Source organism: Streptomyces sp. NPDC031426 (assembly GCF_055581585.1).
The window spans coordinates 1-24,738 of sequence record NZ_JBVIJE010000020.1; the positions used below are offsets into that span (position 1 = coordinate 1).

The 24,738-nt window shown below is 68.1% G+C and carries 24 protein-coding genes and 3 pseudogenes; 18 read left to right on the top strand and 9 right to left on the bottom strand.

Going from position 1 to position 24,738, the window contains the following annotated elements; genetic code table 11:
- A partial coding sequence (locus ACZ5NH_RS31940; RefSeq protein WP_468780154.1) for a KUP/HAK/KT family potassium transporter occupies positions 1 to 546 on the top strand: 546 nt, incomplete at its 5' end.
- Between the two features lie 46 nt (positions 547 to 592).
- On the opposite strand, the gene ACZ5NH_RS31945 is transcribed toward ACZ5NH_RS31940, so the two are convergent.
- Both ACZ5NH_RS31945 and ACZ5NH_RS31950 read right to left on the bottom strand, forming a co-directional pair.
- On the bottom strand, positions 593 to 889 hold the full coding sequence (locus ACZ5NH_RS31945) for a DUF3147 family protein (RefSeq protein ID WP_468780350.1): 297 nt from the start codon (positions 887 to 889) through the stop codon (positions 593 to 595).
- Positions 890 to 1,412: 523 nt separating this feature from the next.
- Positions 1,413 to 2,198, bottom strand: a pseudogene (locus ACZ5NH_RS31950) (transposase); the annotation flags it as partial.
- On the opposite strand from ACZ5NH_RS31950, the pseudogene ACZ5NH_RS31955 reads away from it, so the two are divergent.
- Positions 2,165 to 2,281 (top strand): annotated as a pseudogene (locus tag ACZ5NH_RS31955) (transcriptional regulator); the annotation flags it as partial. The pseudogenes ACZ5NH_RS31950 and ACZ5NH_RS31955 overlap by 34 nt on opposite strands.
- Before the next feature lie 54 nt (positions 2,282 to 2,335).
- Here the strand turns inward: ACZ5NH_RS31955 and ACZ5NH_RS31960 are convergent.
- Both ACZ5NH_RS31960 and ACZ5NH_RS31965 read right to left on the bottom strand, forming a co-directional pair.
- Positions 2,336 to 2,467 (bottom strand): hypothetical protein, encoded by a 132-nt coding sequence (locus ACZ5NH_RS31960; RefSeq protein ID WP_468780155.1) that lies wholly within the window; start codon positions 2,465 to 2,467, stop codon positions 2,336 to 2,338.
- Between the two features lie 305 nt (positions 2,468 to 2,772).
- Positions 2,773 to 3,006 carry a hypothetical protein gene (locus tag ACZ5NH_RS31965; protein WP_468780157.1) on the bottom strand — a complete coding sequence of 78 codons (234 nt, stop codon included), beginning with the start codon at positions 3,004 to 3,006 and terminating at the stop codon, positions 2,773 to 2,775.
- Positions 3,007 to 3,047: 41 nt separating this feature from the next.
- Between ACZ5NH_RS31965 and ACZ5NH_RS31970 the strand changes: the two genes are divergently transcribed.
- A complete protein-coding gene (locus tag ACZ5NH_RS31970) occupies positions 3,048 to 3,662 on the top strand; it encodes a hypothetical protein (RefSeq protein WP_468780159.1) in 615 nt (204 codons plus the stop codon).
- A gap of 56 nt (positions 3,663 to 3,718) precedes the next feature.
- Here ACZ5NH_RS31970 and ACZ5NH_RS31975 read toward each other — a convergent pair whose 3' ends face one another.
- The 3 genes from ACZ5NH_RS31975 to ACZ5NH_RS31985 form a co-directional block, all read right to left on the bottom strand.
- Positions 3,719 to 5,014 (bottom strand): NucA/NucB deoxyribonuclease domain-containing protein, encoded by a 1,296-nt coding sequence (locus tag ACZ5NH_RS31975; protein ID WP_468780161.1) that lies wholly within the window; start codon positions 5,012 to 5,014, stop codon positions 3,719 to 3,721.
- A 699-nt stretch (positions 5,015 to 5,713) separates the two neighbouring features.
- Complete coding sequence (locus ACZ5NH_RS31980; RefSeq protein ID WP_468780163.1) at positions 5,714 to 6,346, bottom strand: amidase domain-containing protein; 633 nt, start codon at positions 6,344 to 6,346, stop codon at positions 5,714 to 5,716.
- Positions 6,347 to 6,892: 546 nt separating this feature from the next.
- A complete protein-coding gene (locus tag ACZ5NH_RS31985) occupies positions 6,893 to 7,711 on the bottom strand; it encodes a COG4705 family protein (protein ID WP_468780165.1) in 819 nt (272 codons plus the stop codon).
- A gap of 303 nt (positions 7,712 to 8,014) precedes the next feature.
- On the opposite strand from ACZ5NH_RS31985, the gene ACZ5NH_RS31990 reads away from it, so the two are divergent.
- The 10 genes from ACZ5NH_RS31990 (at position 8,015) to ACZ5NH_RS32035 (ending at position 18,711) form a co-directional block, all read left to right on the top strand.
- Positions 8,015 to 8,335 carry a hypothetical protein gene (locus ACZ5NH_RS31990; protein WP_468780167.1) on the top strand — a complete coding sequence of 107 codons (321 nt, stop codon included), beginning with the start codon at positions 8,015 to 8,017 and terminating at the stop codon, positions 8,333 to 8,335.
- A 788-nt stretch (positions 8,336 to 9,123) separates the two neighbouring features.
- Positions 9,124 to 9,693: a winged helix-turn-helix domain-containing protein gene (locus ACZ5NH_RS31995; protein ID WP_468780169.1), complete on the top strand. Its 570-nt coding sequence runs from the start codon at positions 9,124 to 9,126 to the stop codon at positions 9,691 to 9,693.
- 13 nt (positions 9,694 to 9,706) lie between these two features.
- Positions 9,707 to 10,936 carry an acyl-CoA dehydrogenase family protein gene (locus ACZ5NH_RS32000; RefSeq protein WP_468780171.1) on the top strand — a complete coding sequence of 410 codons (1,230 nt, stop codon included), beginning with the start codon at positions 9,707 to 9,709 and terminating at the stop codon, positions 10,934 to 10,936.
- A 484-nt stretch (positions 10,937 to 11,420) separates the two neighbouring features.
- Positions 11,421 to 12,464, top strand: coding sequence for an ABC transporter substrate-binding protein (locus ACZ5NH_RS32005; RefSeq protein ID WP_468780173.1), 1,044 nt, complete (start codon positions 11,421 to 11,423; stop codon positions 12,462 to 12,464).
- A 4-nt stretch (positions 12,465 to 12,468) separates the two neighbouring features.
- Positions 12,469 to 13,329, top strand: a complete 861-nt coding sequence (locus tag ACZ5NH_RS32010; RefSeq protein WP_468780175.1) for an ABC transporter ATP-binding protein — start codon at positions 12,469 to 12,471, stop codon at positions 13,327 to 13,329.
- Positions 13,326 to 14,294 carry an ABC transporter permease gene (locus tag ACZ5NH_RS32015; RefSeq protein ID WP_468780177.1) on the top strand — a complete coding sequence of 323 codons (969 nt, stop codon included), beginning with the start codon at positions 13,326 to 13,328 and terminating at the stop codon, positions 14,292 to 14,294. The genes ACZ5NH_RS32010 and ACZ5NH_RS32015 overlap by 4 nt, the downstream gene beginning before the upstream one ends.
- Positions 14,295 to 14,406: 112 nt before the next feature.
- Positions 14,407 to 15,771, top strand: a complete 1,365-nt coding sequence (locus ACZ5NH_RS32020) for an LLM class flavin-dependent oxidoreductase (protein ID WP_468780179.1) — start codon at positions 14,407 to 14,409, stop codon at positions 15,769 to 15,771.
- Complete coding sequence (locus tag ACZ5NH_RS32025; protein ID WP_468780181.1) at positions 15,768 to 17,390, top strand: FAD-dependent oxidoreductase; 1,623 nt, start codon at positions 15,768 to 15,770, stop codon at positions 17,388 to 17,390. The genes ACZ5NH_RS32020 and ACZ5NH_RS32025 overlap by 4 nt, the downstream gene beginning before the upstream one ends.
- A complete protein-coding gene (locus tag ACZ5NH_RS32030; protein ID WP_390855333.1) occupies positions 17,387 to 17,755 on the top strand; it encodes a 4Fe-4S dicluster domain-containing protein in 369 nt (122 codons plus the stop codon). Before ACZ5NH_RS32025 ends, ACZ5NH_RS32030 begins: the two co-directional genes overlap by 4 nt.
- A gap of 56 nt (positions 17,756 to 17,811) precedes the next feature.
- Positions 17,812 to 18,711 carry a TauD/TfdA dioxygenase family protein gene (locus ACZ5NH_RS32035; protein ID WP_468780184.1) on the top strand — a complete coding sequence of 300 codons (900 nt, stop codon included), beginning with the start codon at positions 17,812 to 17,814 and terminating at the stop codon, positions 18,709 to 18,711.
- A 100-nt stretch (positions 18,712 to 18,811) separates the two neighbouring features.
- On the opposite strand, the gene ACZ5NH_RS32040 is transcribed toward ACZ5NH_RS32035, so the two are convergent.
- Complete coding sequence (locus tag ACZ5NH_RS32040) at positions 18,812 to 19,915, bottom strand: IS110 family RNA-guided transposase (RefSeq protein WP_468780186.1); 1,104 nt, start codon at positions 19,913 to 19,915, stop codon at positions 18,812 to 18,814.
- 391 nt (positions 19,916 to 20,306) lie between these two features.
- Between ACZ5NH_RS32040 and ACZ5NH_RS32045 the strand changes: the two genes are divergently transcribed.
- From ACZ5NH_RS32045 to ACZ5NH_RS32065, 5 genes and pseudogenes are all read left to right on the top strand, one after another.
- Positions 20,307 to 20,720: a hypothetical protein gene (locus ACZ5NH_RS32045; RefSeq protein ID WP_468780187.1), complete on the top strand. Its 414-nt coding sequence runs from the start codon at positions 20,307 to 20,309 to the stop codon at positions 20,718 to 20,720.
- 244 nt (positions 20,721 to 20,964) lie between these two features.
- Positions 20,965 to 21,387, top strand: a complete 423-nt coding sequence (locus ACZ5NH_RS32050; protein WP_391335123.1) for an SsgA family sporulation/cell division regulator — start codon at positions 20,965 to 20,967, stop codon at positions 21,385 to 21,387.
- A 40-nt stretch (positions 21,388 to 21,427) separates the two neighbouring features.
- The gene (locus ACZ5NH_RS32055) at positions 21,428 to 21,757 is read left to right on the top strand and encodes an NIPSNAP family protein (protein WP_468780190.1); all 330 of its coding nucleotides are present in this window, start codon (positions 21,428 to 21,430) and stop codon (positions 21,755 to 21,757) included.
- A gap of 513 nt (positions 21,758 to 22,270) precedes the next feature.
- Positions 22,271 to 22,696 carry an SsgA family sporulation/cell division regulator gene (locus ACZ5NH_RS32060; protein WP_468780192.1) on the top strand — a complete coding sequence of 142 codons (426 nt, stop codon included), beginning with the start codon at positions 22,271 to 22,273 and terminating at the stop codon, positions 22,694 to 22,696.
- Between the two features lie 464 nt (positions 22,697 to 23,160).
- Positions 23,161 to 23,340, top strand: a pseudogene (locus tag ACZ5NH_RS32065) (ATP-binding protein); the annotation flags it as partial.
- Positions 23,341 to 23,650: 310 nt separating this feature from the next.
- Here ACZ5NH_RS32065 and ACZ5NH_RS32070 read toward each other — a convergent pair.
- Complete coding sequence (locus tag ACZ5NH_RS32070) at positions 23,651 to 24,610, bottom strand: amidohydrolase family protein (RefSeq protein ID WP_468780194.1); 960 nt, start codon at positions 24,608 to 24,610, stop codon at positions 23,651 to 23,653.
- Positions 24,611 to 24,738: the final 128 nt, after the last annotated feature.

A 24,738-nucleotide genomic window follows, 5' to 3' on the forward strand; every position in this document is an offset into this window, starting at 1 on the left:
GCCGAACGGGTACAACTTGAGGGACCGCTCCCCGAGTTCATCGAAGACCTCCGCTCGGAGAAGGTGTCGACGCTCCGGATCCCGGGAACGGCCGTGTTCCTCAACCGGGGCAAGCAGACCGCGCCCCTGGCCATGCGGGCCAACGTCGAGCACAACCACGTGCGCCACGACCAGGTCGTGATCCTCTCGCTTGAGACAGAGCCCGTGCCCCGCGTCCCGGCCGACCAGCGGATCGTCGTCGACGACCTCGGTTACGCCGACGACGGGATCATCCACGTCACCGCCCGGTTCGGTTACATGGAGACACCGGACGTACCCAGCACCCTGGCCATGCTCGCCCCGGCCCAGACCGAAGGACCGTTGAACCTCGACCAGGCGTCCTACTTCCTGTCGAAGATCGATCTCCGGCGCGGCAAGTCACCGACGATGGCGCCCTGGCGCAAGCGGCTGTTCATCGCCACCTCCTACATCACCGCCGACGCCGCCGAGTACTTCGGCCTGCCCCGCGACCGCACGGTCATCATGGGCTCACACATCGAGGTGTAGACGCGCTCCAGCCGCTGATCGTCGGGCGGAGCGGGCCCGGGATGCACTACGCACCAGGTTCTTCAGGTCCGGTTTCGTCGCTTCCCGCTCCTGCCGCGCGGCCGACGGCATACCCACCGAGTGACACCACGGTCCAGGCTGCCGTCGCCACCGCCAGGGCGAGCCATGCCGAGTGGTGGCCCAGAAGGACGGCGGTGGTCAGTGCGACCAGAAGGCCGATGGTTCCCAGGGCGGCGCAGCGGGCGTCGTCGCGGGCGCCGCGCAGGCCCTCCTCCTTGGCCACCAGGGTCAGACTGGCCGGCAGGATGGCGGGAAAAGCGAATAAGACCCCGCCTACTGGCAGTCGCCGCGATGGCGGGGAGTACGCCGGTCAAATCAAGGACGGGACAGCCGACGATGAAGACGACGGCGCTTTGGCCACGGTCTGGGTGACGAAGAAGAAGGCGCAGTTGATCACCTGGTACCAGCGCCGTGAGGGCAGTGCGGCCACCGCCTCGTCTGCGCACCAAAATCCTGGCACGGACGCCCCTATTACGAGGGGCGCTTGAAACCTGTCTCACCAGGTTGAATACCCGATCCTGCCATCCACGCCCCCACCCGCGCGTGGCCGGCCGCGCCATGTGCTACGCGTATCGTTACGGACGAGTGGGCGGGTGCGATCGCAAATCAGGCACTCCCAGATCGTCGCAGGAACCCGGACTGCGTGAGGCGCCGACTGCATCGTCCGCGCCAGCGCAGCCGATCTCACGGCGCAGCCGCACCGGAGCGATCCGGTGCGGCGGCAACGTCTCAGGGCTCCGAGTAGAGTCCCGGAAGGAAAGACCCCGGCGGGGCCTCGCCGTATCACTCGTCTATCACAGACGCCCCTATAACGCGGGGGCGCGGGAAACCGGTCTGACCAGGTTAAAGACCTCGCGGGCGACATACCGCTTGAGGCATCGGATGATCTCGCGCCGGGTCTTGCCTTCCTGGGTGCGGCGTTCGTAGTACGCCTGGGTGCGCGGGTCGTGGCGCAGGCGGGTGAACACGATGCGGTGCAGGGCGGCGTTTGCCTGGCGGTCGCCGCCGTAGTTGAGCCGGCGCGTGCTCCGACGGCCCGACGAATACTCGACGGGGCTGACTCCGCAAAGGGCAGCAAAGGATGCCTCAGTGTTCAGCCGCTCGGGGTTGTCTCCCATGGTGATCAGCAAGGTGACTGCGCTGTCCGGGCCGATGCCCACCGGTACGAGTAGCTGTGGGGCGTGGTGTTCGACGAGCTGGGTCAGGCGTTGGTTCAGCTCATTGATCTGCCCGGTGAGCTGTTCGATGCGCTGGGCGAGCATGCTCAGGGTCATGTGGGTGGCCTGGGCCACCGCGTCCTCGTTTCCCTCACTGTCGGGTGGGCTGAGGCGTGCGCAGGTGCGGAACAGCTCGGTGTTGCCGAGGCTGGTCAGCCGTTCCCGCAGGGCGGGGTCGGCTATGACCAGGACGGCCTTGAGCTGGTTGATCGCCTGGGTGCGGGCCTTGACCGCGGAGTCTTTGGCGAGCTTGAAGATCCGGGCGCTGTGCACCGGACCGTCGCCCGACTTGGCCCGGGCCCGGGCGCGGCCACTGAGCACGGCTCGCGCGGCGGCCTGAGCGTCGAGCGGGGCGCCGGGTCGTCTACGGCCTGCGCCACGGACACTTGCGCCGCCTGGTCGACGAGGCGCTGAACGTCGCCGACCACCAGATCGGCCACCTGCCGCCCCACGACTGACGCCCCACCGTGCAGGGGATGCCGGCTGGTGAGGCGGTTACCGGATCGGACGGGTCACGGTTCGACGGCTTGGCGGATGCGGCGCGACAGGCTGGAGGCGTACAGGTCGAGGACACCGGGAGGGTCGGCCAGGCCCGGCCCGTCGGCCTCGGCCCAGGCCGCTATGTCGTCTGCGGCGTCCGGCACCACGTACCGCCACCCCTCCCTGGCCCACCTGCCTCGTTAGCCGGGCCGCCAAGTCACCCGGGTCCACTCAGTGGAGCAGCAGGCCGAGGACCCCGGCCACCCCGACGACGTAGGGTTGGATCGTGAGACAGATCTGACGTGTCCCTTGAACGAGACGGCGGACGAAGCCCAGGTCACCACGCCGGAACGGGACAATCCGATTGCGGGCCTACACCACCGGCTCGGTTCGGCCTCCGACGGCGGCACAGGTGCGAGATGCGCGAGGCTCGGACCAAAACTGGCGGGCGGGGGGATCGCCTGAAATCTCAGCCCTCGATGTGATAGCGGCTCTGGGCCACGACGGCTTGGCGGATCTTGGTGGTGAAGTCGGCGGTACGGGCGATCCGGTGATCGTCTTCCACCGGCCGGGCGGCGGCGCGTGCATCCGGTTCGTGTGGACCGACCCGGGCCCCGCGCTCGGCGAGCGCATCGACCAGCTCGCCCTCGCCTCGGCTCCCTCGCTCCCCGGCTCGCTCCCGCAGCTTCACTCTGACCGACACAGATGCTGCGTGGCTGCTCCATTCCTGAAAGGCTTCAAGGCATGCGAGAGATCAGCGGGGTTGGTGCCGTCAGTATCGAGTACAGCCACTTCTCAGTAGGCGAGCATTGGGAGCGAGGCTTCGAGCGCAGGAAGAGCCAGCCGAATTTCCAGACCGACGAAGAGGTAATCGTCGTGCCCGGCCAGCTCGTCGTGACGTCGCCGGTTCAGGAGCATACTGCGCCGGTCGTTTTGGCTGTCAACGACCAACTGGACGAGGCACCGGGATCGGCCTGGACGCTGGTTGCTTCTGTGGACTACCAGCCGGTCTACAAGGGCCGCATGGCAGCCTTTGACACGATGAACGGCCCGGCTCAGCCTGCCCGTGCATCGGTTGAGGTGTTCGGTCAGCGAGTCGAGCCGGGTGAGCCGTTTGTGGCCTTGGACCCGTCTCGTACCTATCGCGCGCAGGTGTGGTCACAAGGTCGGAGTGACTCCCGCGAACGGTTCAACGCTGCCATCGAGCGCACAGAATGGGGTGTTCGTGAAGGTTTCGAGGCGTATGCGATTGTCTTCGTTCCCTCCGGAACGCAAGAACCGCCGGCTCCCTCCGAAGCCGGGAGCCGACGAGAGCGCATGGCCCGTACGAGTGGGAAGCCTCCCCTGAACATGCGCTGATCCATTTGGCAGGTCGGGGACGGCCCGAGGGCCGCCCCCGTTCCGGCGTAGGCCGGCTACTTCACGAAGATGCCGTATGCGTTGTTGTGCAGGATCCGGTCACTGCCGTACCAGTCGGACAGCTCCGTTCCCGCCTTGCTGTTCTCGGTGCCCGGCACGTAGCGCACGGAGAAGTTCCCGTCACCCAGGCCGGCGCCTTCCATGGTCGAGGCGAAGGGGAATTCGTCGCACTGGTAGCTGTCGTTGGGACGACTCAGGCCCCGGCACGCGGCGTCCTTTGCGTTCCGGTTCTTGCGGGCCGTTTCGGCTGCGGCAGCGTCGTAGTTGGCCCAGTTGCGGTGCAGGGGCGGTCGGCCGTTCCAGATGTCGCCCGGGATCACCTTGTTGGCCTTTTGCGGGTAGGTGGTCTGCGGCCTGTACAGCGCGTCGTATACATGGTTCGCGACGCCCTTGGTGTCGCTCTTGGCGCGGTCGTAGGAGAACACCGGTATGACCCGATCGAAGATCACTCCCTCGTCGTAGAACTTGCTGCCGAGAGACTTCGAGGAGTCGAAACGCAGCCCGTTCTCGGGGCCGCTGCTCCACGGCGTGGTTGCGCCGTCACCGGTGACCTTCCAATTGTGCTGGTACACGCAGGTGGCTATGTCGTCGGGGCCTGTGCCGGTGCCCTTGGCAGACACCAGGCCATAGGCGATGTACTCATCGCGCCAGGCGCCGACCGTCTCGGTGAAGGGGTTCGAGGAGATGTCGGTGACCTTGCAGGAGTTGGACGACGGCCAGCCCGCCTGCGTCACCTCGAAGCTCATCAGCGCCGAGTCGTTGAACACGCCGGACGACGTGAGCTGGTCGGTGTGGTCTTCGATGGTTGCGTCCCGCACGTTGTCGGAACCCGTGCCGATTTCCGTCTCGCGGAACCGGACCATGCCTTCGACCTCGCCCTGCCCGTTGAGCTTGATGGCCGTGTTGTAGCCCCAGCGGCAGAAGCTGAAGTGGTTGATCACCTTGCCGGCGGTTGTGTGCGCGTCCGGCATCGCTCGGCACTGTTCCTTGGTGAGGGCCGCAGCGGTGACGATTCGCTTCTTAGCGGCGGCGTTGCCGGACTCGGCAACGTACTTCTGGCCGCCATCCTGAGCGATCTTCTGCTCCTGGGCCTCGCTGGACGGTTGTGGGGCTTGCGGTGTCTCGCTGGTCTGCAGCCTTTGAGCGGAGACAGACGAGCGTTGCTTGGCCAGGGCGCTTTGGTACTTGGTGCCCAGCGGTAGGTCGATGGGCTTGCTGGAGCGCAGCCAGATGACCTGTCCCTGATCGCTGTCCGCACTGGGGGCAGCGTGCGCAGTGGTCCCGGTGAGCATCGCGGCGAGGCTGCCGATACCGAGAGCTATGGCGGTTAAGCGTCTCTTACGCATCGTGGGTGTTCTCCCATCTCGTGAACGGGAAGATCACCCCATCAGAGTGAGAACAGGTGAGCCATGCCTGATATCACGGTTTGCGTATGACCCTACAGATTCGGTCAAGTATTCGACCCGAGTAAGCGATTGAGGTGTGGCCACATCTCGTCCCAGCCTTACTGGCGCCTCACCCAGCCCCGGAAAGTGTCATCCTCTGGTCAGGACTGGTGATCAGTGCTGACGCAGAGCCCCGCCTTGTGCCCGGGGGGACAGGGGAATGCGCGACCGCCATGGACGGCCCTGAGCGCTGCCACTGCCAGTCCGGATCAGCCATCAAAAACCGGGCGCAATCCACCCTCATTTACCAGAAGACGGTGTATAACATCGCATGGGGCCACATCTCTTGAGTCCGACACACACGTAGGTGAAATCAACCAACTCATGTCCGGGTTCGCCCTCACGGGCCTTCGAAGGTGAGCAGGATCCGCGACAGGACGCCCACGTGGTCGTCGTGCAGCACGACGACGGCTTCGTTGGAGTGCTTCTCGGCGTCCACGATGGCACTGCGCTCGCACATTGGATAAATGGCTCCGGGCCGCTCCCGCCCGCGTAAGGCACCACGACGAAGACCCCGCCACTTCCGCGACGGGGCCCACAAAAAGGTCAGAAGCTCGGCAGATACGTCGTGTCGACGTGCCACAGCCACGCCTTCACGTACGGGTGCTTACTCTGCAACCAGCCCGGATCCTTCTCCGAGTACGTCCACCCGCGCTTGACGTACCTGGTGGGGTTGGTGCCGTCCGTGCCCCACTCTGCGACCTCGGGATACTGGCCGGGGGCGATGTCGACCACCAGGGCCAGGTGATCGATGGTCCCGTCTCCTTCCCAGTCGTAGGCGACGATGTCCCCCGGCTCGGCCTGCGGCACCGCATTCGCCGTGAAGTCCATCCCAACCGGCTTGGTGTACGGGTACCGAGCACTCAGGTAGTCCAGCAGCGGCTGCGCCGCAGTGGCGGAGGGAGTGCCCGGCCGGGGCTGCAGGTGTCCGTGGCTTCCGGCCGCGTTCCAGCCGGCGTCCTGCGACAGGCCACCCGCCCACAGGGCGTTGGTGACGAACCACGTGCAGGACGCCGGGAAGGGCTCGGCGTCCTGGGCGTGCTGTTCCGCCCAGTCCACGGCGGCCTGCCGGTTGTACGCATAACTCACGCCGGTGTCGTCAGCCACGGCCGAACCGGCCAAGCCGACCACCAGTGATACGGCCAGCGCCGCAGTGGCCGCCGTGCGATTGATCTTCAATGGTGCCATCCTCGCTCGCTTGTGAAGCCGTTCACTCAATCGTGCGGGCGTGTATCGCGAGCACACAAGAGGCTTAAGTGCAGGAAGAGTTACCGAACGAGTGACAGGCGATGATAAACACCGAAGTCAGGCGTATGCGGGGGGAACTCGCAATACGCCATCCTGTGTAGCCAGGGCTGATGCCATGACGCAGGATTGATCACGTTGAGTACGCATCCTTGCCACCGGGCCAACTCACGACATCGCAGGCAGCAATGGCATGTGGAGTCAGCGCGGCCACTATCCGTGACTCAGTGCGCAGAGGGGTGCTGAGCCGATGCGGCGACTCTCGCCGACGCCCCGTCTACCGCGTAAAGGGCGTCAGGGCCGCCGGTATGCGGGCACACTCCATCGCAAGTAGGGACTGTTGGCGGCACCGATGCCGCGGTTCGGGTACGGCGAGCCCCACCGCCGCGTCGCGATCACAGATCACAACCGACGACCAACGTAGCGCCATCCCGGATCACCCGGTGCCCGGCGTCCGTCACCTGGACGATCAGTCGGCTTTCACCGCCTCGGAGCCGCCTCCAGCTGCTGATCGGCTTGGCCCTCGGCTCGGGGAAGACCGTCCAGCGTGATGGCTTGCTCCTGGTGAGTGAGCTGCTGGTAGACCACCAGAACAGCCAGCACAGCGAGCAGGGCACCGGAGGTGATGGTGGTCCCCACCCCGAGGCCGCCCTGCGCCACAGGTTTTTCCACGGCGTTCTCCGCGACCGCCCCGAGGGGCCGGGTCAGGACGTAGGCCGCCCAGAACAGCACTGTGCCCGAGATCGGTGAGAAGTAGTGGGCGCCGAGGATCAACAGCATCGCACCGCCCAGCACCAGGGCGCTGTCGCGGAATCCGATGCCCAGGCCGTCGGAGAGGAAGTCACCGCTGGAGGTGCCCAGCGTGTTGGACACGAGCGTCGCGGTCCAGTACAGGATTTCACCCTTGGTGGTGGCGATCCGTTCCACGTCCATGGTCTGGCCGGTCGCCCGCCACCCGATCAGTACGAGCACGAGCAGGGTCGTCAGCACGGTGGCTCCGCCGGCATAACCCAGGCCGGCGGTGCGGTTCATGAAGTCCGACATCGCGGTGCCCACGATGCTGGTCGTCAGGATCACCGACCAGAACACCACCGGCCGGAACCGATCGGACCTCAGCTGCATGGTCAGCGTGAGCGCGAAGGCGGCCAGGAAGATGAGTGCGCTGCTGGCGTAGCCAAGGTTCAGGGGTGCCATCGACACGAAGTTCGACACCGACTCACCCAGCGTGGTCGCCACGATCTTGATCGTCCAGAAGAGCACGCCGACCATCGGCAGCTTGCTCACAGGGACTCTGCTCACCGAAGCTCCTATCCGCAGCCGGCATGACGCACAACCGGGCGTACCGGGAGAGAACGAGACTCTCGGACAGACTCGCGCGGGGTACGCACTGCAGCCATGTGTTCAGGGCCGAACAGGGCAGCCTTTCGCTCCTTCAGCCGATCGCGCAGGGGGCCTTGCCCGTGCCGACTCGTGAACCAGGACAGCGGCAGCGTGCGGTCAGGCCGTTGACACCGAGAAGCCCCACCAGGAACGGGTCCAGCACTCAACGTCCTCCGGGCCCTGGCCTTCATGTGACAGAGCAGTGCCGCTGGCTTTCGTGACGTGGCACGCGACGAGGCAAGGCAGGTGGAGGTGGTCCACCGTCCCGGGGACCCGCCGGAACCGCCGCTGCATGTCCAGATGGGCGACGAGATCCACATCACCTTGCACGGGTCACCCGCATACGGGTGGACGCCGGTCGAGGTGGTCGCAGGTCCCTTGACGGTGACCGCGTCAAAAACGACGGACGGAACCGTACGGGCCACGGTCAATGCCGTCGCTGCGGGTGAGGCGGAGCTGCGGTCGACCTCGTCGTTTCGCGGGGATCGGTTCGGGCCGCAGACGCGGCTCTGGCGGCTGCTGGTGCACGTCGAACCGGCGTAGGCGTACGACGGTTACGGGACCACGGTGAGGGTCAGTTGCCAGGCCCTTGAGGGCGGACCGTGTGGGTCGGGCGGGTAGGTGGCGGCCGAGCTGAGCGTCGCGGTCCCCGCAGAGGCGGCGCGCGCGGTGGCGGACCGGGTGCCGTCGGACGCGGTGTGGTCGTCAGGAACCCAGACTGCATGAGGCGCCGACTGCATCGTCCGCGCCAGCGCAGCCGATCTCACGACGAAGCCGCACCGAAATGCTCCGGCGCGGCTTCGTCGTCTCACGGTCCGCCCAGAGGTTCTCGTCAGGATGGATCCCGGCGAGGCTTCGCATCACAACCGTGCTCAGCGCGGGGCAGTTCTACGTCGAGCGCTCCTACGCGCGTGGCTCCGCCCGCGCACTGCCGCCCACACCCCTGCAGAGGCTCCGAGTCCAGTTGGCCACACTCCGTGCCCGGTGGCGAAGGCGACCGCGCCCGAGGTCCACCCGGCGGTCGGCGGCGACCCGTGCGCCCACCCGCGATATTGCGTTCCCTACATTTCCCATCGATTTACTAGGGAAGCATTGACGCCCCACCCAATGGGTGCGCAGGATGATGCACATGTCCCACACGCAGCAGCGACTCGTTCGTCGTCGGCATGTCGACTTTGGTCACGTCGTCAGCGCCGCCTGCTGTCGCGTGTGAGACACGCGGTCACACGTCGCACGTGCCGTTCCGCTCCTTCTCCCTCATCCCTGGCCATCGGGCGCGGGCCCACCCGCAGCGCCTGATGGCCCGACGTACCCCTTGAAGGACGACCGCCATGACCACGGCACTTCCAGCCCAGGCCACTCCATCGAATTCGCCACTTCCCGACCTGCGCCATCTCCGCCTCGTCGGCGACACCACGCGGAGCGGCTCCGAGGAACACGCTTCCACACCAGTCGTCGGCTACCTCGTGCTCACCCCCGAGGGCACCGACCCCGCCCAGCACTTCGCCAAGAACGTGCCACGGCCGGAGATCCGACCGGTCGCCCTCACGGACCCACCTCCCGTGCAGCAGACGAAAGGCAGTGCCATCCGCGTCGATTCCGCGCGACGCGTCGCCGACGTGGACGGGCACGAACTCGACCTCACCTACCTGGAGTTCGGGCTGCTGGCACATCTCGTGCGCCATCCACACCGGGTGCATTCGCGTGAGCAGCTGATGGCCGGCATCTGGGGCTACGACCACATCGGCGACGGCCGCACCGTGGACGTCCACATCGCGCGCCTTCGCCGCAAGCTCGGCACAACTCACCGGCATCGGATCGTCACCGTACGACGCGTGGGCTACAAGTACGTGCCCGACCGGCAAGAGAGCCCCAACACCGCATCTTGCCGCCGACCTTGAGGAGACCACCACCATGGGCATTGCCACTGCGCCGTCCGGCCCCGCCTCGGATTCCGACCGGACCGGGCCCGGCCGCGCGCACTGGCTGCGCGTGGCCCGGGAGACGGCGGACGACCTGGCCACGGACGCGGTGGCCAGGGAGCAGGCAGGCAAGGCCCCGTTCGATGAGGTGTCCCGGCTGCGCGAGTCGGGGCTGCTGACGCTCCTCATACCGGCAGAGCTCGAGGGAGGCGGCGCGGACTGGCCCACGGCCTACGCGGTCGTCCGGGAGATCGCCGCCGCCGACGGTGCGATCGGTCAACTGCTCGGCTTTCACTACTTCCTGTCGTGGAGCGCCCGGTTCTTCACCGAGCCCTCTCTCGCCGCTCAGGTCGAGCGGCAGTCCGCGGCGGAGCAGTGGTGCTGGGGCGGTGGTTTCGCCCGCCAGGAACCACCTCTGACGCTGGCCAGCAGAGCCGCCGGCTTCGTGCTCGACGGTCGGCAGAGCTACACAACCGGGGTCCTGGTCGCCGACCGCCTCGCCGTGCGGGCCGTACGGGCCGACACCGGCGAACCACTCGCCGTCGCCGTCGATCCCGCCCATCACGGGGTGGGGATCGACGGCGACGCCGACACTTTCGGCCAGCGGCTCGCGGCCGGCGGGAGCGTGGAGTTCGACGGTGTACCGGTCGCCGCCGACGACGTACTCGGCTCCCTGTCCGCGGACGAGGATGTCCTGTCGCCCCTGACTGCTCTGGCATCGCCGGTCGGGCGTCTCCTCTCCGTCCAACTCCGCCTCGGCATGGCCGAGGGAGTGCTCGCCGAGGCCCGTGACTACAGCAGGGCGGGCCACTCACCCTGGCACCCGGACTGGCCGGTCGGCTCCCCCCAGGACCCGCAGGTGCTCACCGCCTACGGAGAACTCACCGTCCTCACCCGCGCCGCGTCCGCGCTCACCGATCAAGCACAGGCAGCCGTGCACGACGGCCTCGTACACGGCGAAGACATCACCTACGACGAGTACGCGGAGATCTCCGTCCTCGTGGCCATGGCCGAAGCCGCCGCCTCCAGGGCTGCACAGGAGTCCACCGCCCGCGCCCTCGACATCATCGGCGCCCGCTCCGCGTCCTCGCGGCTGGGCTTCGACCGCTTCTGGCGCAATGCCCGGACGCACACCCTGTACGAGCCCGTCGCGCACCGGCTCCGCGATGTCGGGGACTATTTCCTCAACGGAGCACACCCTCCGTTCGTCCTGCCTGTCTGACCTTGCGATTCCGCTGGGCTTTCCCCGGCGGACTCGGCATGATCGGCAATCCGCCGCACAACCCGGCATCCAGACAATTGTGAACGCCGCACTTCGCTCACATGTCGGTCGGTTCAGAATACGAGACGCCCGCGCAGGCGACATTGACTTGGCCGGATTCCGCTGCAACTCTCTTGGCTGTGAGCAAGTCCGAGAACCTCGCCGCGCGCCTGCACGTCGATCTGCGACGTCAGGCCAGCGCCATCTGTGCCGTCGGCCGCTGAACGCACTGACGGGCGCCGCTCTCCCGCTCCGTTTTCACCATCGGCCACCACGACCGTTGTCGGCGTAGGCGGCTGATTCCTCGCAGGCATTCCTGGCGAATCTCTTTCTCCTTTCGCTGTCCGCATTGCTTGCGCCCAATTGCCGAGCACCCCTCTCGGTCACGGCTTCCTCATGCCATCGATTCCGCCTCAGTCCCCATTCGCGTGAACAGGACCTTTCCATGGCCACTACGGCATCGACCCGACGCCAGTTCCTCTCCCTGCTCGGTCTTTCTGCGGTGGCCGTGAGCTGCGGCACGACCGCCGGAGCCGCTTCCGGCAAGGGCCAGACCAAGACGCTCCGGTATCAGGGCTGGGCGGGTCAGGTGACCTTGCCCGAGCTGGCCGAGGATCTCGGCTATCTGGAGGACGTCAAGCTGAAGTGGGTCGGCAACACCATCAGCGGTCCGCAGGACATCCAGTCCGCGGCCACGGGTCAGGTCGACTTCGGCGGCGCGTTCAACGGCGCGGTCGTCAAACTCGCCGCGAACCACGCCCCCGTCAAGGCCGTCATCAGCTACTACGGATCCGACAAGTACGCCTACAACGGCTTCTACGTCCTCAAGGACAGCCCGATCCGCTCGGCCCGGGACCTGCTCGGCAAGAAGGTCGGGATGAATACCCTCGGAGCCCACGCCGAGGCCATGCTCGACATCTATCTGCAGCGAGGTGGTCTGTCCCAGGCGGAGATCGGCAAGGTCGAACCCCTCGTGGTGCCTCCGGTCAACACCGAGCAGTCGCTGCGACAGAAGCAGATCGACGTGGCCGTGCTCGGCGGCATTCTGCGTGACAAGGCACTGGCAGCCGGGGGCATCCGCCCGCTGTTCACCGACTATGAACTGCTCGGCGCATTCAGCGCAGGCACCTACGTGATGACGGACCGGTTCCTGAAGCAGAACCCCGGCACGGCCCGCATCTTCGTCACCGGCGTGGGGCGTGCCATCGAGTGGTCCCGTTCCACTCCGCACGAAGAGGTCATCGCCCGGATGACGGACATCGTGAAGAAGCGCGGCCGCAACGAGGACACCGCACCCCTGAAGTACTGGCGCTCCTACGGTGTCGCCGAGAAGGCCGGCCTGATCACCGGCAAGGAACTCCGGCTGTGGGTCGACTGGCTGACCGACCGCGGTGACATCAAGAAGGGCCAGGTCACGTTGTCGGACCTCTACACCAATGAGTTCAACGGCAACCAGAAGTCCTCCTCCGCCACCAAGAGCGGGAGCTGATCCCATGCCGGAATCCACCACGCAATCCACCACGCAATCCACGACGACCAAGATCGTTTTTGAAGGCGTGCGGAAGGACTTCACCGTCAGGGACCGCAGAGGGGATCGGCAGGCCACCCGTTTCACCGCCCTCGACGGCATCGATCTGGAGATAGCGGCCGGCGAGTTCGTCGTCCTGGTCGGTCCCAGCGGTTGCGGAAAGTCGACTCTGCTGGAGCTGCTCGGCGGCCTCGCCCAGCCCACCGGCGGACGGATCCTGCTGGACGGTCAGCCCGTCAGCGGCCCGGGCCTGGACCGGGGCATCGTGTTCCAGCAGTACGCGCTGCTGCCGTGGCGCACGGCGCAGGGCAATGTCGAGTTCGGCCTGGAGGCCACAGGCGTCCCACGGCGTCAACGGGCCGGACGTGCCCGCGAGTTCCTGGATCTGGTCGGCTTGACCGGGTTCGAGGACCGCCATCCGCATGAGCTGTCCGGCGGGATGCGGCAGCGGGTGGCGATCGCCCGCAGCCTCGCCTACGACCCCGACGTACTCCTGATGGACGAGCCGTTCGCCGCGCTGGACGCCCAGACCCGGGAGTCGCTGCAGGACGAACTGCTGCGCATCTGGCAGCGCACCGGCAAGACCGTCGTCTTCATCACACACGGCATCGACGAGGCCGTCTACCTGGGACAGCGCGTCGCCGTCATGACGTCCCGCCCGGGCCGCATCAAGCAGATCGTGCCCGTCGCCTTCGACTCCCGTACGGCGACGGACGACCTCCGCTCCAGTCCCGAGTTCGCGCGACACCGGCACGAGATCTGGTCGCTGCTGCACGACGAGGTGGCCAGGGCCCAGCAGTTGGAGAAGGAGGAGGCTTCCGTATGAGCCCCACAACCGGCACGGCCACCGAGAAGACCACGGCGCCGGGCTCGGCGAGCACCGCCGACCGCGTCCCGGCCGTTTCCCCCACTACGTCCACAGTGTCAGCTACATCCGCTGTGTCCGCACCCCATGACGCATCGCCGTCGAGCGTGCGCCAGGTCCGCTCCACGGCGACCCGGTTCCGCCGGGCGGTCCGCCGACTGCCCTACCTGCTGGTCAAGGGGGCGACCAGGTCCCTTGCGATCGTGGCTCTGCTCCTGCTGTGGGAGACCGCACCACGACTGGGTCTGGTCGACCGCACCTTCCTGCCTCCGTTCAGCGAGGTCGCCCACGCCTGGTGGGGACTGGCCGCCGGCGGTCAGCTCGCCGACAACACCCGCGCCAGCCTCGTGCGCTCCTTCAGCGGATTCGGTCTCGCCGTGGCCGTCGCCGTGCCGCTCGGCCTGCTGATCGGCTGGTACCGGCCGGTCGCCGACGTCCTCGGTCCGCTGCTGGAGGTGTTCCGCAACACCGCCGCCCTGGCCCTGCTGCCGGTGTTCGTCCTGCTGCTGGGCATCGGCGAGACCTCGAAGATCTCCATCGTGGTGTACGCGTGCACCTGGCCGGTCCTGCTCAACACCATCAGCGCGGTCCGCAACGTCGACCCGACCTTGCTGAAGCTGGCGAAGTCGATGGATCTGTCCGCGCCCCGGCTGTTCCAGAAGGTCATCCTGCCGGCCTCGGTGCCCGTGATGTTCACCGGCATCCGGCTGGCCGGAGCGGCGTCCATTCTGGTGCTGGTCGCCGCCGAGATGATCGGGGCCAAGGCGGGCCTCGGTTATCTGATCAACGCCTCCCAGTTCAACTTCGCGATCCCGCAGATGTACGCGGGCATCATCACGATCTCCGCCATCGGCGTGATCTTCAACCAGTTCCTGGTGGCCATGGAGCGGCGGCTCAGCTCCTGGCGCGTACCGGCCGACGCCTGACCCGGCCGCCCGCTCGTCTCACTGCCACCCGGTCCCGTCGCGCTGCCCCGCTCGCCTCCCGCCCGTGGGTCTCACTGCCCCTGCGTCTCACCGCCCCGATCCGAGGTACCCCATGACCGCGACCAGCCCCCGACGCCTGCATCTCAACGCCTTCCTGTTGAACGCCGGCCACCACGACGCCGCCTGGCGCCACCCGCGTACCGAGCCCGAACGGGTCACCGATCTCCGCTATTTCCAGCAGCTCGCGCAGACCGCCGAGCGGGGCCTGCTCGACTCCGTCTTCCTCGCCGACGGCCTCGCCCTGTGGGGCAAGGTCCGGCACAACGCGCTCGGCGGCTTCGAACCGCTCACCCTGTTGTCGGCCCTGGCGGCGGTCACCGAGCACGTCGGCCTGATCGCCACCGTCTCCACCACCTTCAACGAGCCCTTCCACACGGCCCGCAAGTTCGCCTCCCTGGACCACATCAGCGGTGGCCGGGCGGGCTGGAACATCGTCACCTCCGGCACCGTGAACGAGGCCCGCAACTTCGGGCAGGACGAGCACCTGGAGCACCGGCTGCGCTACGAGCGGGCACGGGAGTTCGTCGAAGTCGCCACCAAGCTGTGGGACAGCTGGGAGGACGACGCGATCCTGCTCGACCGTGAGCGCGGCGTGTACGCCGACACCGAAAAGGTGCGGGAGATCAACCACCGCGGCGAGCACTTCGCCGTGCAGGGCCCCCTGAACGTACCGCGCAGCCCGCAGGGCTACCCGCTGCTGGTGCAGGCCGGTTCGTCGGAGGACGGCAAGGAGTTCGCCGCCCGGTACGCCGAAGCCGTCTTCACCGCCCAGCAGACCCTCGCCGACGGCCAAGCCTTCTACAAGGACCTCAAGTCGCGGCTCGCCCGCTACGGCCGTACCGAGGACCAGTTGCTGGTGCTTCCCGGCATCGCCCCCGTCATCGGCTCGACGGAAGCGGAAGCCCGCGCGCTGGAACAGGAGCTGACGGATCTCCAGGTGCCCGAGTATGGGCTCGCCCAGCTGTCCGGGATGCTCGGCACCGACCTGACCGGGCTGCCGCTGGACGGGCCGCTGCCCGAGCTGCCCGAGGAACGGGACATCAACGGCAACAAGAGCCGTTTCACGCTCGTCGCCGAACTCGCCCGCCGCGACGGCCTCACCCTGCGCGAGCTCATCGCCCGGCTCGGCGCCGGCCGCGGTCACCGGGTGTTCGCCGGCACCCCCGAGCGGATAGCCGACCAGCTCCAGGAGTGGTTCACCCAGGGTGCCGCCGACGGCTTCAACATCATGCCGCCCCATCTGCCGGGCGGCCTGGAGGACTTCGTCGACCATGTCGTGCCGATCCTGCAGCGGCGCGGCCTGTTCCGCACCGAGTACACCGGCCGCACCCTGCGCGCGCACTACGGCCTGGCCCGCCCCGCCAACCGGCTGACCGCGACCACCGTGACGGCCGCGGCAGAAGGGCGGCCCGCATGACCGGACTCGACCTCACCACGGACGTCCTGGTGGTCGGCGGCGGCCCCGCGGCCACCTGGGCCGCGCTCAAGGCGGCCCAGGACGGAGCGGACGTCGTCGTCGCCGACAAGGGCTACTGCGGCACCAGCGGCGCCACCGCCTCCGCCGGAACCGGCGTCTGGTACGTCCCCCCGGAGCCCGCCGCGCGGGAGGCTGCCATGGCGAGCCGGGAGGCACTGGGCGGATTCCTGGCCGACCGGCGCTGGATGACCCGGGTCCTGGACCAGACGTATGCGGGCATGAATGAGCTGGCAGCGGCCGGACGCTACCCCTTCCCCACCGGGCCGGACGGAAAGCAGCTCAGAAACGGACTGCAGGGACCGGAGTACATGCGCAGGATGCGCATCCGCGTCCAGCGCGCCGGGGCCCGCATCCTCGACCACAGCCCGGTCACCGAACTACTCACCGACCCCTCCGGAGCGGTCGCCGGAGCCAGGGGCCACCGGCGCCAGGCCGGTCAGCCCTACCGGGTGCGCGCCGGGGCGGTCGTCCTGGCCACCGGCGGCTGCGCCTTCCTCAGCGGCGCACTCGGCTGCAACGTCAACACCGGGGACGGCGCCCTGTTCGCCGCCGAGGCGGGCGCGGAGCTGTCCGGGATGGAGTTCTCCAACGCGTACGGCATCGCGCCCGAGGGCACCTCCGTCACCAAGACCGCGTTCTACTCCTTCGCGACCTTCTACCACGAGGACGGCACGGTCCTGGAGGGTGCGGCCAGCCAGGGCGGCCGGTCCGTGATCGCGAAGGCGCTACTCAGTGAGAAGGTGTACTGCCGCCTCGACCGGGCGGACGCGGCGGCCCGCAAGGCGATGCGGCTGGCCCAGCCCAACTTCTTCCTCACCTTCGACCGGCTCGGCATCGACCCCTTCACCCAGCACTTCGCCGTCACGCTCCTCGCCGAGGGCACCGTGCGCGGCACCGGCGGCATCCGCATCACCGGCGACGACTGCTCCACCACCGTCCCCGGACTGTATGCGGCCGGGGACGCGGCGACCCGTGAGCTGATCTGCGGCGGCTTCACCGGTGGCGGCAGCCACAACGCCGCCTGGGCCATCGCCTCCGGCACCTGGGCCGGCCGGGGCGCGGCCCGCCATGCCCGCTCACTCGGCGTCCGCGCCGGTACGAGGCGCCTGGTGGCCGCGGGCGGAGCCGGGCTCCGGCCCACCGGCACCCCAGGCTCCGCCAACGGCTTCCGGGACATCATCGCCGCGGTTCAGGGCGAGGTGCTGCCGTACGAGAAGAACTACCTGCGCCGAGGCGACCGGCTCACTGCCTCGCTGGAGGTGCTCGACGGCGTGTGGGAAGACTCGCGCGCCTCCCTGCACGCCGACGGCGGAGACACCGTACGGGCCCGGCAGGCTGCGGCGATGGCGGCGCACGCCCGCTGGATGTACGCCTCGGCGCTGGCGCGCACGGAGACCCGAGGCATGGCCAAGCGGCTCGACTTCCCCGCGCAGGACCCCGGACAGCACCACCACATCGTCACGGGCGGCCTCGACCGGGTGTGGACCCGCACCGAACCCCTGACAACCGCCCCGTCGGCATCAGCGACACCAGCCGCACCCCTGGAGGTGGCCTCATGATCGAACTGGTCTCGGCGGAACGCTGCATCACCTGCGACAAGTGCATCAAGGTCTGCCCGACCAACGTCTTCGACCGCGGCGAGGACGGCATCCCCGTGCTCGCCCGCCGCGACGACTGCCAGACCTGCTTCCAGTGCGAGGCCAACTGCCCGGCCGACGCACTGTATGTCGCGCCCGTGACCCGCCCGCTGCCCGACGGCTCCACCGCCCGCGACGAGGAGCACCTGGACCGTACCGGCCTGCTCGGCAGTTACCGCCGGCACATCGGCTGGGGACGAGGCCGCACACCCGGCGCACTACGGGCCGTCGGCCCTCCCCTCGGACCACCGGGGTCCAAGGGACCGTCCCTGCCCATCACCTCCTGATGACCTCCCGACTGATCACCTCCCCGCTGATCACATCCTGAAAGGAACACCCGCACATGAGCACCAGCATCGGCTTCGACATCCGCAGGATCGGCGGCCGTATCGGCGCCGAGATCCTCGGCGTGGACCTCTCCACCGACCTCGACCCCGCCGTCGTCACCGAGATCAACTCCGCCCTCCTGGAACACAAGGCGCTCGTCTTCCGCGACCAGAACCTCGACGACGCCGGCCAGCTCCGCTTCGCCTCCCTCTTCGGCGAACTCACCACCGCGCACCCCACCGTCCCCTCCGTCGACGGCCAGCCCCACATCCTGCCCGTCGACGGCGACGAGGGCATCCGCGCCAACCACTGGCACACCGACGTCACCTTCGTCCGTACGCCCCCGAAGGCATCCACGCTGCGCAGCATCGTGATCCCGCCGTACGGCGGAAACACCCTCATCGCCAACGCGGCCGCCGCCTACCGGGACCTGCCCGAGCCACTGCGGGAGCTGGCCGACAAGCTCTGGGCCGTACACACCAACGACTACGACTACGCCGCCCCGAAGAACGAGAAGGCGGCCGAGCACCGCAGGCGGTTCGTCTCCCGGAAGTACCGCACGGCGCACCCCGTCGTCCGCGTCCACCCCGAGACCGGGGAGCGCGGGCTGTTCATCGGCGGCTTCGCCCAGAGCATCGTCGGCCTCGGCCCGTCCGACTCCCGCGACCTGCTGCGCATCTTCCAGTCGCACGTCACCCGCCCCGAGAACATCGTGCGGGTGGCCTGGACGCCGGGCGACCTCGTCCTCTTCGACAACCGCATCACCCAGCACTACGCCCCCGACGACTACGGCGACCTGCCGCGCCGGCTGCACCGGGTGACCGTCGCGGGCGACATCCCCGCCGGTGTGGACGGCACCCTCAGCCACGTCATCGAGGGCGACGACGCCGCCCACTACACCCCCGCCGCGGCCTGACCCCCACGGGCTGCCGGGCAGGGACACCCGCCACCTGCCCGGCGGCCCGCCCGCAAGGGACACCGACCGAAGCCGTACGGGATAATGCGCACAGACGCCCCTATAACGGGGTGACGCTGGACACCGTCCTGACCAGGTTGAATACCTCTCGGGCGGTATATCGCTCGAGGCATCGGACAATCTCACGTCGGATCTTGCCCTCCTGAGTGCGACGTTCGTAGTACGCCTGGGTACGGGGGTCGAAGCGCAGCCGGGTGAACACGATGCGGTGCAGAGCGGCGTTGGCCTGCCGGTCGCCGCCTTGGTTGAGCCGACGCGAGGTCCGGCGGCCCGAGGAGTACTCGATGGGACCGACTCCGCACAAAGCGGCGAAGGACGCCTCCGAGTTCAGCCGCTCGGGATTGTCTCCGATCGTTATCAGCAAGGTGACGGCGCTGTCCGGGCCGATGCCCACCGGTGAGAGCAGCTGCGGGGCGTGGCGTTCGACGAGCTGGGTCAGGCGCTCATTGAGCTCATCGATCTGTCCGGTGAGCTGCTCGATGCGCTGGGCCAGCAGGCTCAGGGTGATGCGGGTGGCCTGGGCCACGGCGTCCTCATCGCCCCCGCCGTCTTCGCCGTCGCGCGGGCTGAGGCGCGCGCAGGTGCGGAACAGCTCGCGGTTGCCCAGGCTGGACAGCCGCTCCCGTAGAGCCGGGTCGGCTATGACCAGGACGGCCTTGAGCTGGTTGATCGCCTGGGTGCGGGCCTTGACCGCGGAGTCCTTGGCCAGCTTGTACATCCGGGCGATCTCCACCGGTCCGTCGCCTGCCTTGGCCTGGGCACGCGCTAGCCCGCTCAGCACCGCCCGGGCCGCGTTCTCGGCATCGAGCGGGTCGGACTTGCCGCGCCGACGGCGACCGGCCCGGTCGAACCGATTCACATCCAAAACGTCCGCGCCCTGGGCCAGCAGGTAGCGGGACAGGGCCGCCCCGAAGGAACCGGTACCTTCCACTCCGGCCCGCCGCACCGTGCCCGACGCCCGGGCCCACCCCAGCAGGTCTCCGTATCCAGCCGCAGTGGCCGGGAACTCCTCGGTACCGATCACTTCTCCCACCAGGGAGAGCACGGCGGCCACATGGGCATCCCGGTGCATGTCTACACCGAGGATCACCTCCCTCTCCGGCCGGCGCCGACGAGGACGCGAAGCGGAGGGTGTGCCGATCATGTTCGTATCCCTCACTCGCCGGGCTGAGGCGATCTCCGGGCCAGTGAAGCCACCGATCACCAGGTCCCGCTCCGACCGCCGTCCCGCCGTCCGGCCAACCCGACCGCGTCTGGCGTGTGCGCCGGGTGGCCACACACTGCAGGCGAGGAAGGCCAGGGTGCCGAGGGGACGGCGACGGGCAGCTCGTGCTGAAGAGCGACATCTGTTGGCGCTTGTGCCAGCCGGTCAACGGTTACCTTCGTCACTTCGACATTTCCATACGTCGTATGGTAATAATGAAAGCGCGCTTCCATACGACGTATGGAACTGCTCGCTCGCATCACACCGGGAGTGATACATCGCCTGGCAGAACCGCCGTTGGCGCAGATCACCCCCTCGGGAAGGAAAGATCATGAACAAGCTCGCGAAGCGCATCGCCCTCACTGTCTCCTCCGTCGCGGTCGCCGGTGCCGCCGTCCTCGGTGCCGGTGGCACCGCTTCGGCCGCACCCCTTGCGTCCACGCACGCCCAGCACCCGACCGACGGGGCCGTGGCCGCTGATTACAGCTGGGACCACGGTGTCGGCTACCTGCTCGAGCGGGGCTACTCCTGCGACGAGGCCCACGGCTGGCACCAGGACCGCCACGGCAGCGATTCGACCCGGCACGACTGCGACGGGCTCTACTACCGCGATGGTCACTTCTACCGCTGGGAGGGCGAGGGACACGGCTGGACGTCCGACAGGTCCTACCGCCACGACGGGAACCGCTGCGAGCGCGACGGCGGGGGCAGGCACCACCATGACCTGAGCCGCGACGACCGGTGAGACGGGTATCGGCCATGTGCGCAAGCAGTTCCCCTCGGCCCCGTTCCTGCCGGCGACGGGGATCCCGCTGGCGGTCGGGGGGCCGCGTCCCCGAGCGCCGGCCGAGTGAGTGCAGCGCCGCTCCTCATGCGGTGCGCCGGTGCCGTCCGGCGCCCGCGCCCTGCTGCACCGCCTCCGCCCGCGCTGCCTCTTCGCCACAGGCCGGTGTGAGAGACCGCCGAGCCATACCCGGGACCGGAAGCCGATGAAGAAGTCCTTGAAGGTCGTAGAACGGCAGGTGGCCGTGCAGCTGGTCGTCTCGCACGTCTACTCGTTGCCCCTCTGCGTACGTCTGCGCTACGAGCCCGCTGATCCCTATGTCGTCCGTGCCGCCTTCTTCGTCGACTGCGACGAGCCGGTCGAATGGGTCCTGGGGCGGGATCTTCTGGCTGACGGTCTGGAGGGTTCCGCAGGCCACGCGGACGTCCGGATCTGGTCGGCCGCAGGGCGGGGCGACGAGTCGATCTACATCGCCCTCGGTTCTTCCGCAGGCACCGCCTTGCTCGAGGTCCCCGTGCAGGACATCTCGTCCTTCCTTCAGGACACCCAGGCTCTGGTGCCACGTGGGACCGAGTCCGGACTCATCGACTGGGATGCCGAACTGGCACACCTCCTCCCCCAAGGCTGACCGCCGACCATCCATGCTCAGATGTAAAGGAACCAGTGTCATGTCCCAGTACCAGCTTCGCGTCTACACCCTGCGCAGCTCCGACGCGCTCGCCGCCTACGAGAAGATCTGGGCCCAGCACATTCCCGGTATGGCCAAGCACCGGATCACCACCCACGGCGTCTGGACGGTGCCCGCGGCGCCCGGAAGCGACACTCCCCGGCTGTACGCCCTCGTTTCCTACAAGGACGCCGACGACGTGCAGGAGCGGCTGGAGGCATACCTGTCGAGTCCTGAATTCCGCGCGGACATGGAGGGCTTCGACATCAGCCAGATCGTCGGCCTCGACGAGACTTTGCTGGCGCCGACCGTGGACTCTCCCTTGCGCTGACGGTCGGCCTGCGACGAGTGACGCGGCCAGAAGGGCCGGTATCCGGCGGCCCTGCGATGGTGGTCCCGGTGTCGTCGATGGCGACCCACCAGTGGTGGCCCTTGCCGGCATCGCTGATACCGACCCATGAGCAGGGCACCTGTGTGGCCATGTGCGTCTCCTCGGACTCGGACAGCGTGCCGTTCCGGTCCAAAGACGGCTCTGCCCTGCGTGACCGGGCCCCGGCAACCACGACCGGTACAGAGTCGATCGCTGAGACCAAGGGCGCCCTTTGTCCGGCAACCACCGTTGGCCACATCTCCGTGATGGCCCCGGCCAAAAGTAGTGGCCTCGCCTGCTCCCGTCGGCCGGGCGCCCTTGCCGACGGCACGAAGAACTGCTCCTGCGGGTGTCCTCGTGCCGACCGCCACCGGTCCTCGCAGTAACCGCGTCTCTGTGCAGCCCCTTTGAATCCGACGACAGCCCTTCCGATGGTCCTTCCCGGATGACTCGAAGCACCAGGAGTAAGACCCGATGAAGTCATTGAGAACTGTGATCCAGGGGCTACCTGTGAAGCTTGTCGGCGTGCATGCGACGTCCCTGCCCCTGATCATGAATCTGCGGTACGAGCCGAGTGATCCCTATGTGGTCCATGCCGCATTCACCACCGATGCCGACAGCGACGAGCCGATGGAATGGATCATCGGGCGCGATTTGCTGATCGACGGCCTGGAGGGCCCCGCCGGCGAGGGAGACGTTCGCATATGGCCCACCGGCGAGGAGGGCTGCCGCGACTTGTACATCCTTCTCAACCCGCCGTCCGGTACGGCCCTGCTCAAGGCCCCAGCGCAGGAATTCAAGGCGTTCCTGCAGGAAACGGAGGCAGTGGTACCCCGGGGGGCCGAGCTCGGCCACAGTGACTTCGACCGCTTGCTGGCGCACTTCCTCGCCGAAGGGTGAGTCCTGGCCGGGTGCGACCTGAGGCAGGCACACGGACGTCTGCGCCTCGGTGTTCACCGCCATGGTGAGTGGATATCCGCAGTCGTGGCGTCGAGGGCGGCCGGGTCGAGGCCGGCCTCGGTCAGGATGTTCGCCGCGACTGCGCGGCCGACCCGCCGCTGGTGAGACCAGCCGCCACGCGGCAACCCGCTACCTGCGTCGCATAGCCCACCTTCCCGCGCTCCGTAGCTCGCCGCTCATCGGCAGGTTCTGCCGCAGGGACGCATCTGAAGGCGTCTACGTCGTCGTGGTGCGCTCTGCAGCGGAAGTCTGGCCGCCGTTTGTCCGCTTCGCGCTCGCCCCGCAAGCCCACTGGTGGACGACGGCCGAGTTGCGGTCAGCCGGAGTGCTGGCCGAGCCTGCTGAACTGTTCGACTCATGGACGGCTGCTGGGAACGGGCGGCTGCCCGATGAAGAGATCTCGCAGTAGCACGACCCCTCACCTGCGCCGGGCCCGCACCTACGACGAGGGGGGACGGGGTCTGCTCCTGGTCGCTCAGTTCGCCAAGCGCTGGGGAACGCGGCACGCCCGACACGGCAAGACGGTCTGGGCCGAGCTGAGCGAGAAGGAGTCCGCTGGATTCCCGGCATGGGATTCCCTGTAGGCGCGACGACGGACGGAGCTCTGCGGTGAGCGGATGCGTCGACCACGAGCTCGGGGCGCAGTAGGAACGACGTTCGATGCGCTGCTCGAACCGGATCGTCTTGCGGCTCTGGCTGTGGCGGCAGCCCCAGCGAGCGGTGAGGCTGGGTGCTGCTGGAGTCGGTGACCTCGCAGACCAGAACGCTGTGGCGGATCAGCCGCAGCTCCGCCGGCTGACGACAGAGCCGCCCGAGCAACCCGGACCGCGGTGCTGCTGTGACGACCGCGGTCGTCGGACCCATGTGCTCACAACGGTCCTTCAGGTCGGGCGGTCACCGTGCGTCGGTGTCGAACAAGCGGCGAGCATTGCGGGTGGTGAGGTCCCGCCAGGTGAGGGTGGCGGACGGCTGCACCGCGGAGTCGATGGAGGTGACCTGAGCGAGCACCGCGTCAATGGGCGTCCAGCAGTAGTCGCTGCCATAGAGGAGACGCTCGGTGCCGAAGGCCGCGCCGAAGGCCGGGACCTGGCGCGGGAATGGCGTGCCGGCCATGTCGTACCAGAGTCGGCCGAGCTGCTCAACGGCGCTCGGCGCGTCGACGGCGCCGCCGCCGACGTGGGTGCGGAAGAGTTCCATCCGGTCGGCGAGCAGCGGCAGCACACCTCCGCCGTGTGTCAAGATCCAGCGGATCCGCGGACGGCGGGTGAGGACACCGCGCAAGAGCAGGTCGCTGGCAGTACGGGCAGTGTCGAAGAGGAACTCCAGCATCGGCCGTGGCCGGCCCAGCGCAAGCTCGTCGGCGTGGGGCGCTGACGTGGGGTGAACGAAGACGACGGCGCTGCGGCGGTCGAGCTCCTCCCAGAGCGGCTCGAACCGGGGGTCACCGAGGTAGAGGCCATGGTGGTTGGTTTCCACCACCACTCCGTCCGCACCGAGGACGTCGAGCGCGTGGGCGGCCTCGGCGAGCGAGCCCTCGACGTCCGGCAGGGGAAGGGAGGCGAAGAGACCGAACCGCTGCGGGTCCTCCGTGCGGACCCGGGCGCCGAACTCGTTGACCTCACGTGCGAGAGCGCGGGCCTCGCTGTCGTCCCCGAAGTGCACTCCGGGCGAGGAGATCGACAGGTAGGACTTGTCGATCCCTGAGCGCTTCATCATGTCGAGATGCTCTTCGACGCTCCACGCGGGCCAGCCGGGCATCCCGTCGGGATGTTCGACACCCGCGGCTCGAGCCGCCGCCACATAGCTGTCGGTGACGAAGTGGGCGTGCACATCGATGAATCCGGTCGCGGCCATACCTTCTCCCTTTTTGCGGGGTCCCTGTCAGTGCCAGCCACCGTAGGAAGCGTGCCGTACATTGGCAGCGGTGATTCCGATGAATGAAATGGCGACCGCCGACGGTGGTGCCACCAGGAGACGCGGGG

What these genes read in the sequence shown, in the direction of transcription:
- ACZ5NH_RS31970 (WP_468780159.1), top strand. Translation starts at nt 3,048, where the DNA reads ATGCGAGAGATCAGCGGGGTTGGTGCCGTCAGTATCGAGTACAGCCAC.
- ACZ5NH_RS31975 (WP_468780161.1), bottom strand. Translation starts at nt 5,014, where the DNA reads ATGCTCACCGGGACCACTGCGCACGCTGCCCCCAGTGCGGACAGCGAT.
- ACZ5NH_RS31995 (WP_468780169.1), top strand. Translation starts at nt 9,124, where the DNA reads ATGACCACGGCACTTCCAGCCCAGGCCACTCCATCGAATTCGCCACTT.
- ACZ5NH_RS32000 (WP_468780171.1), top strand. Translation starts at nt 9,707, where the DNA reads ATGGGCATTGCCACTGCGCCGTCCGGCCCCGCCTCGGATTCCGACCGG.
- ACZ5NH_RS32005 (WP_468780173.1), top strand. Translation starts at nt 11,421, where the DNA reads ATGGCCACTACGGCATCGACCCGACGCCAGTTCCTCTCCCTGCTCGGT.
- ACZ5NH_RS32010 (WP_468780175.1), top strand. Translation starts at nt 12,469, where the DNA reads ATGCCGGAATCCACCACGCAATCCACCACGCAATCCACGACGACCAAG.
- ACZ5NH_RS32015 (WP_468780177.1), top strand. Translation starts at nt 13,326, where the DNA reads ATGAGCCCCACAACCGGCACGGCCACCGAGAAGACCACGGCGCCGGGC.
- ACZ5NH_RS32020 (WP_468780179.1), top strand. Translation starts at nt 14,407, where the DNA reads ATGACCGCGACCAGCCCCCGACGCCTGCATCTCAACGCCTTCCTGTTG.
- ACZ5NH_RS32025 (WP_468780181.1), top strand. Translation starts at nt 15,768, where the DNA reads ATGACCGGACTCGACCTCACCACGGACGTCCTGGTGGTCGGCGGCGGC.
- ACZ5NH_RS32030 (WP_390855333.1), top strand. Translation starts at nt 17,387, where the DNA reads ATGATCGAACTGGTCTCGGCGGAACGCTGCATCACCTGCGACAAGTGC.
- ACZ5NH_RS32035 (WP_468780184.1), top strand. Translation starts at nt 17,812, where the DNA reads ATGAGCACCAGCATCGGCTTCGACATCCGCAGGATCGGCGGCCGTATC.
- ACZ5NH_RS32040 (WP_468780186.1), bottom strand. Translation starts at nt 19,915, where the DNA reads ATGATCGGCACACCCTCCGCTTCGCGTCCTCGTCGGCGCCGGCCGGAG.
- ACZ5NH_RS32045 (WP_468780187.1), top strand. Translation starts at nt 20,307, where the DNA reads ATGAACAAGCTCGCGAAGCGCATCGCCCTCACTGTCTCCTCCGTCGCG.
- ACZ5NH_RS32050 (WP_391335123.1), top strand. Translation starts at nt 20,965, where the DNA reads ATGAAGAAGTCCTTGAAGGTCGTAGAACGGCAGGTGGCCGTGCAGCTG.
- ACZ5NH_RS32055 (WP_468780190.1), top strand. Translation starts at nt 21,428, where the DNA reads ATGTCCCAGTACCAGCTTCGCGTCTACACCCTGCGCAGCTCCGACGCG.
- ACZ5NH_RS32060 (WP_468780192.1), top strand. Translation starts at nt 22,271, where the DNA reads ATGAAGTCATTGAGAACTGTGATCCAGGGGCTACCTGTGAAGCTTGTC.
- ACZ5NH_RS32070 (WP_468780194.1), bottom strand. Translation starts at nt 24,610, where the DNA reads ATGGCCGCGACCGGATTCATCGATGTGCACGCCCACTTCGTCACCGAC.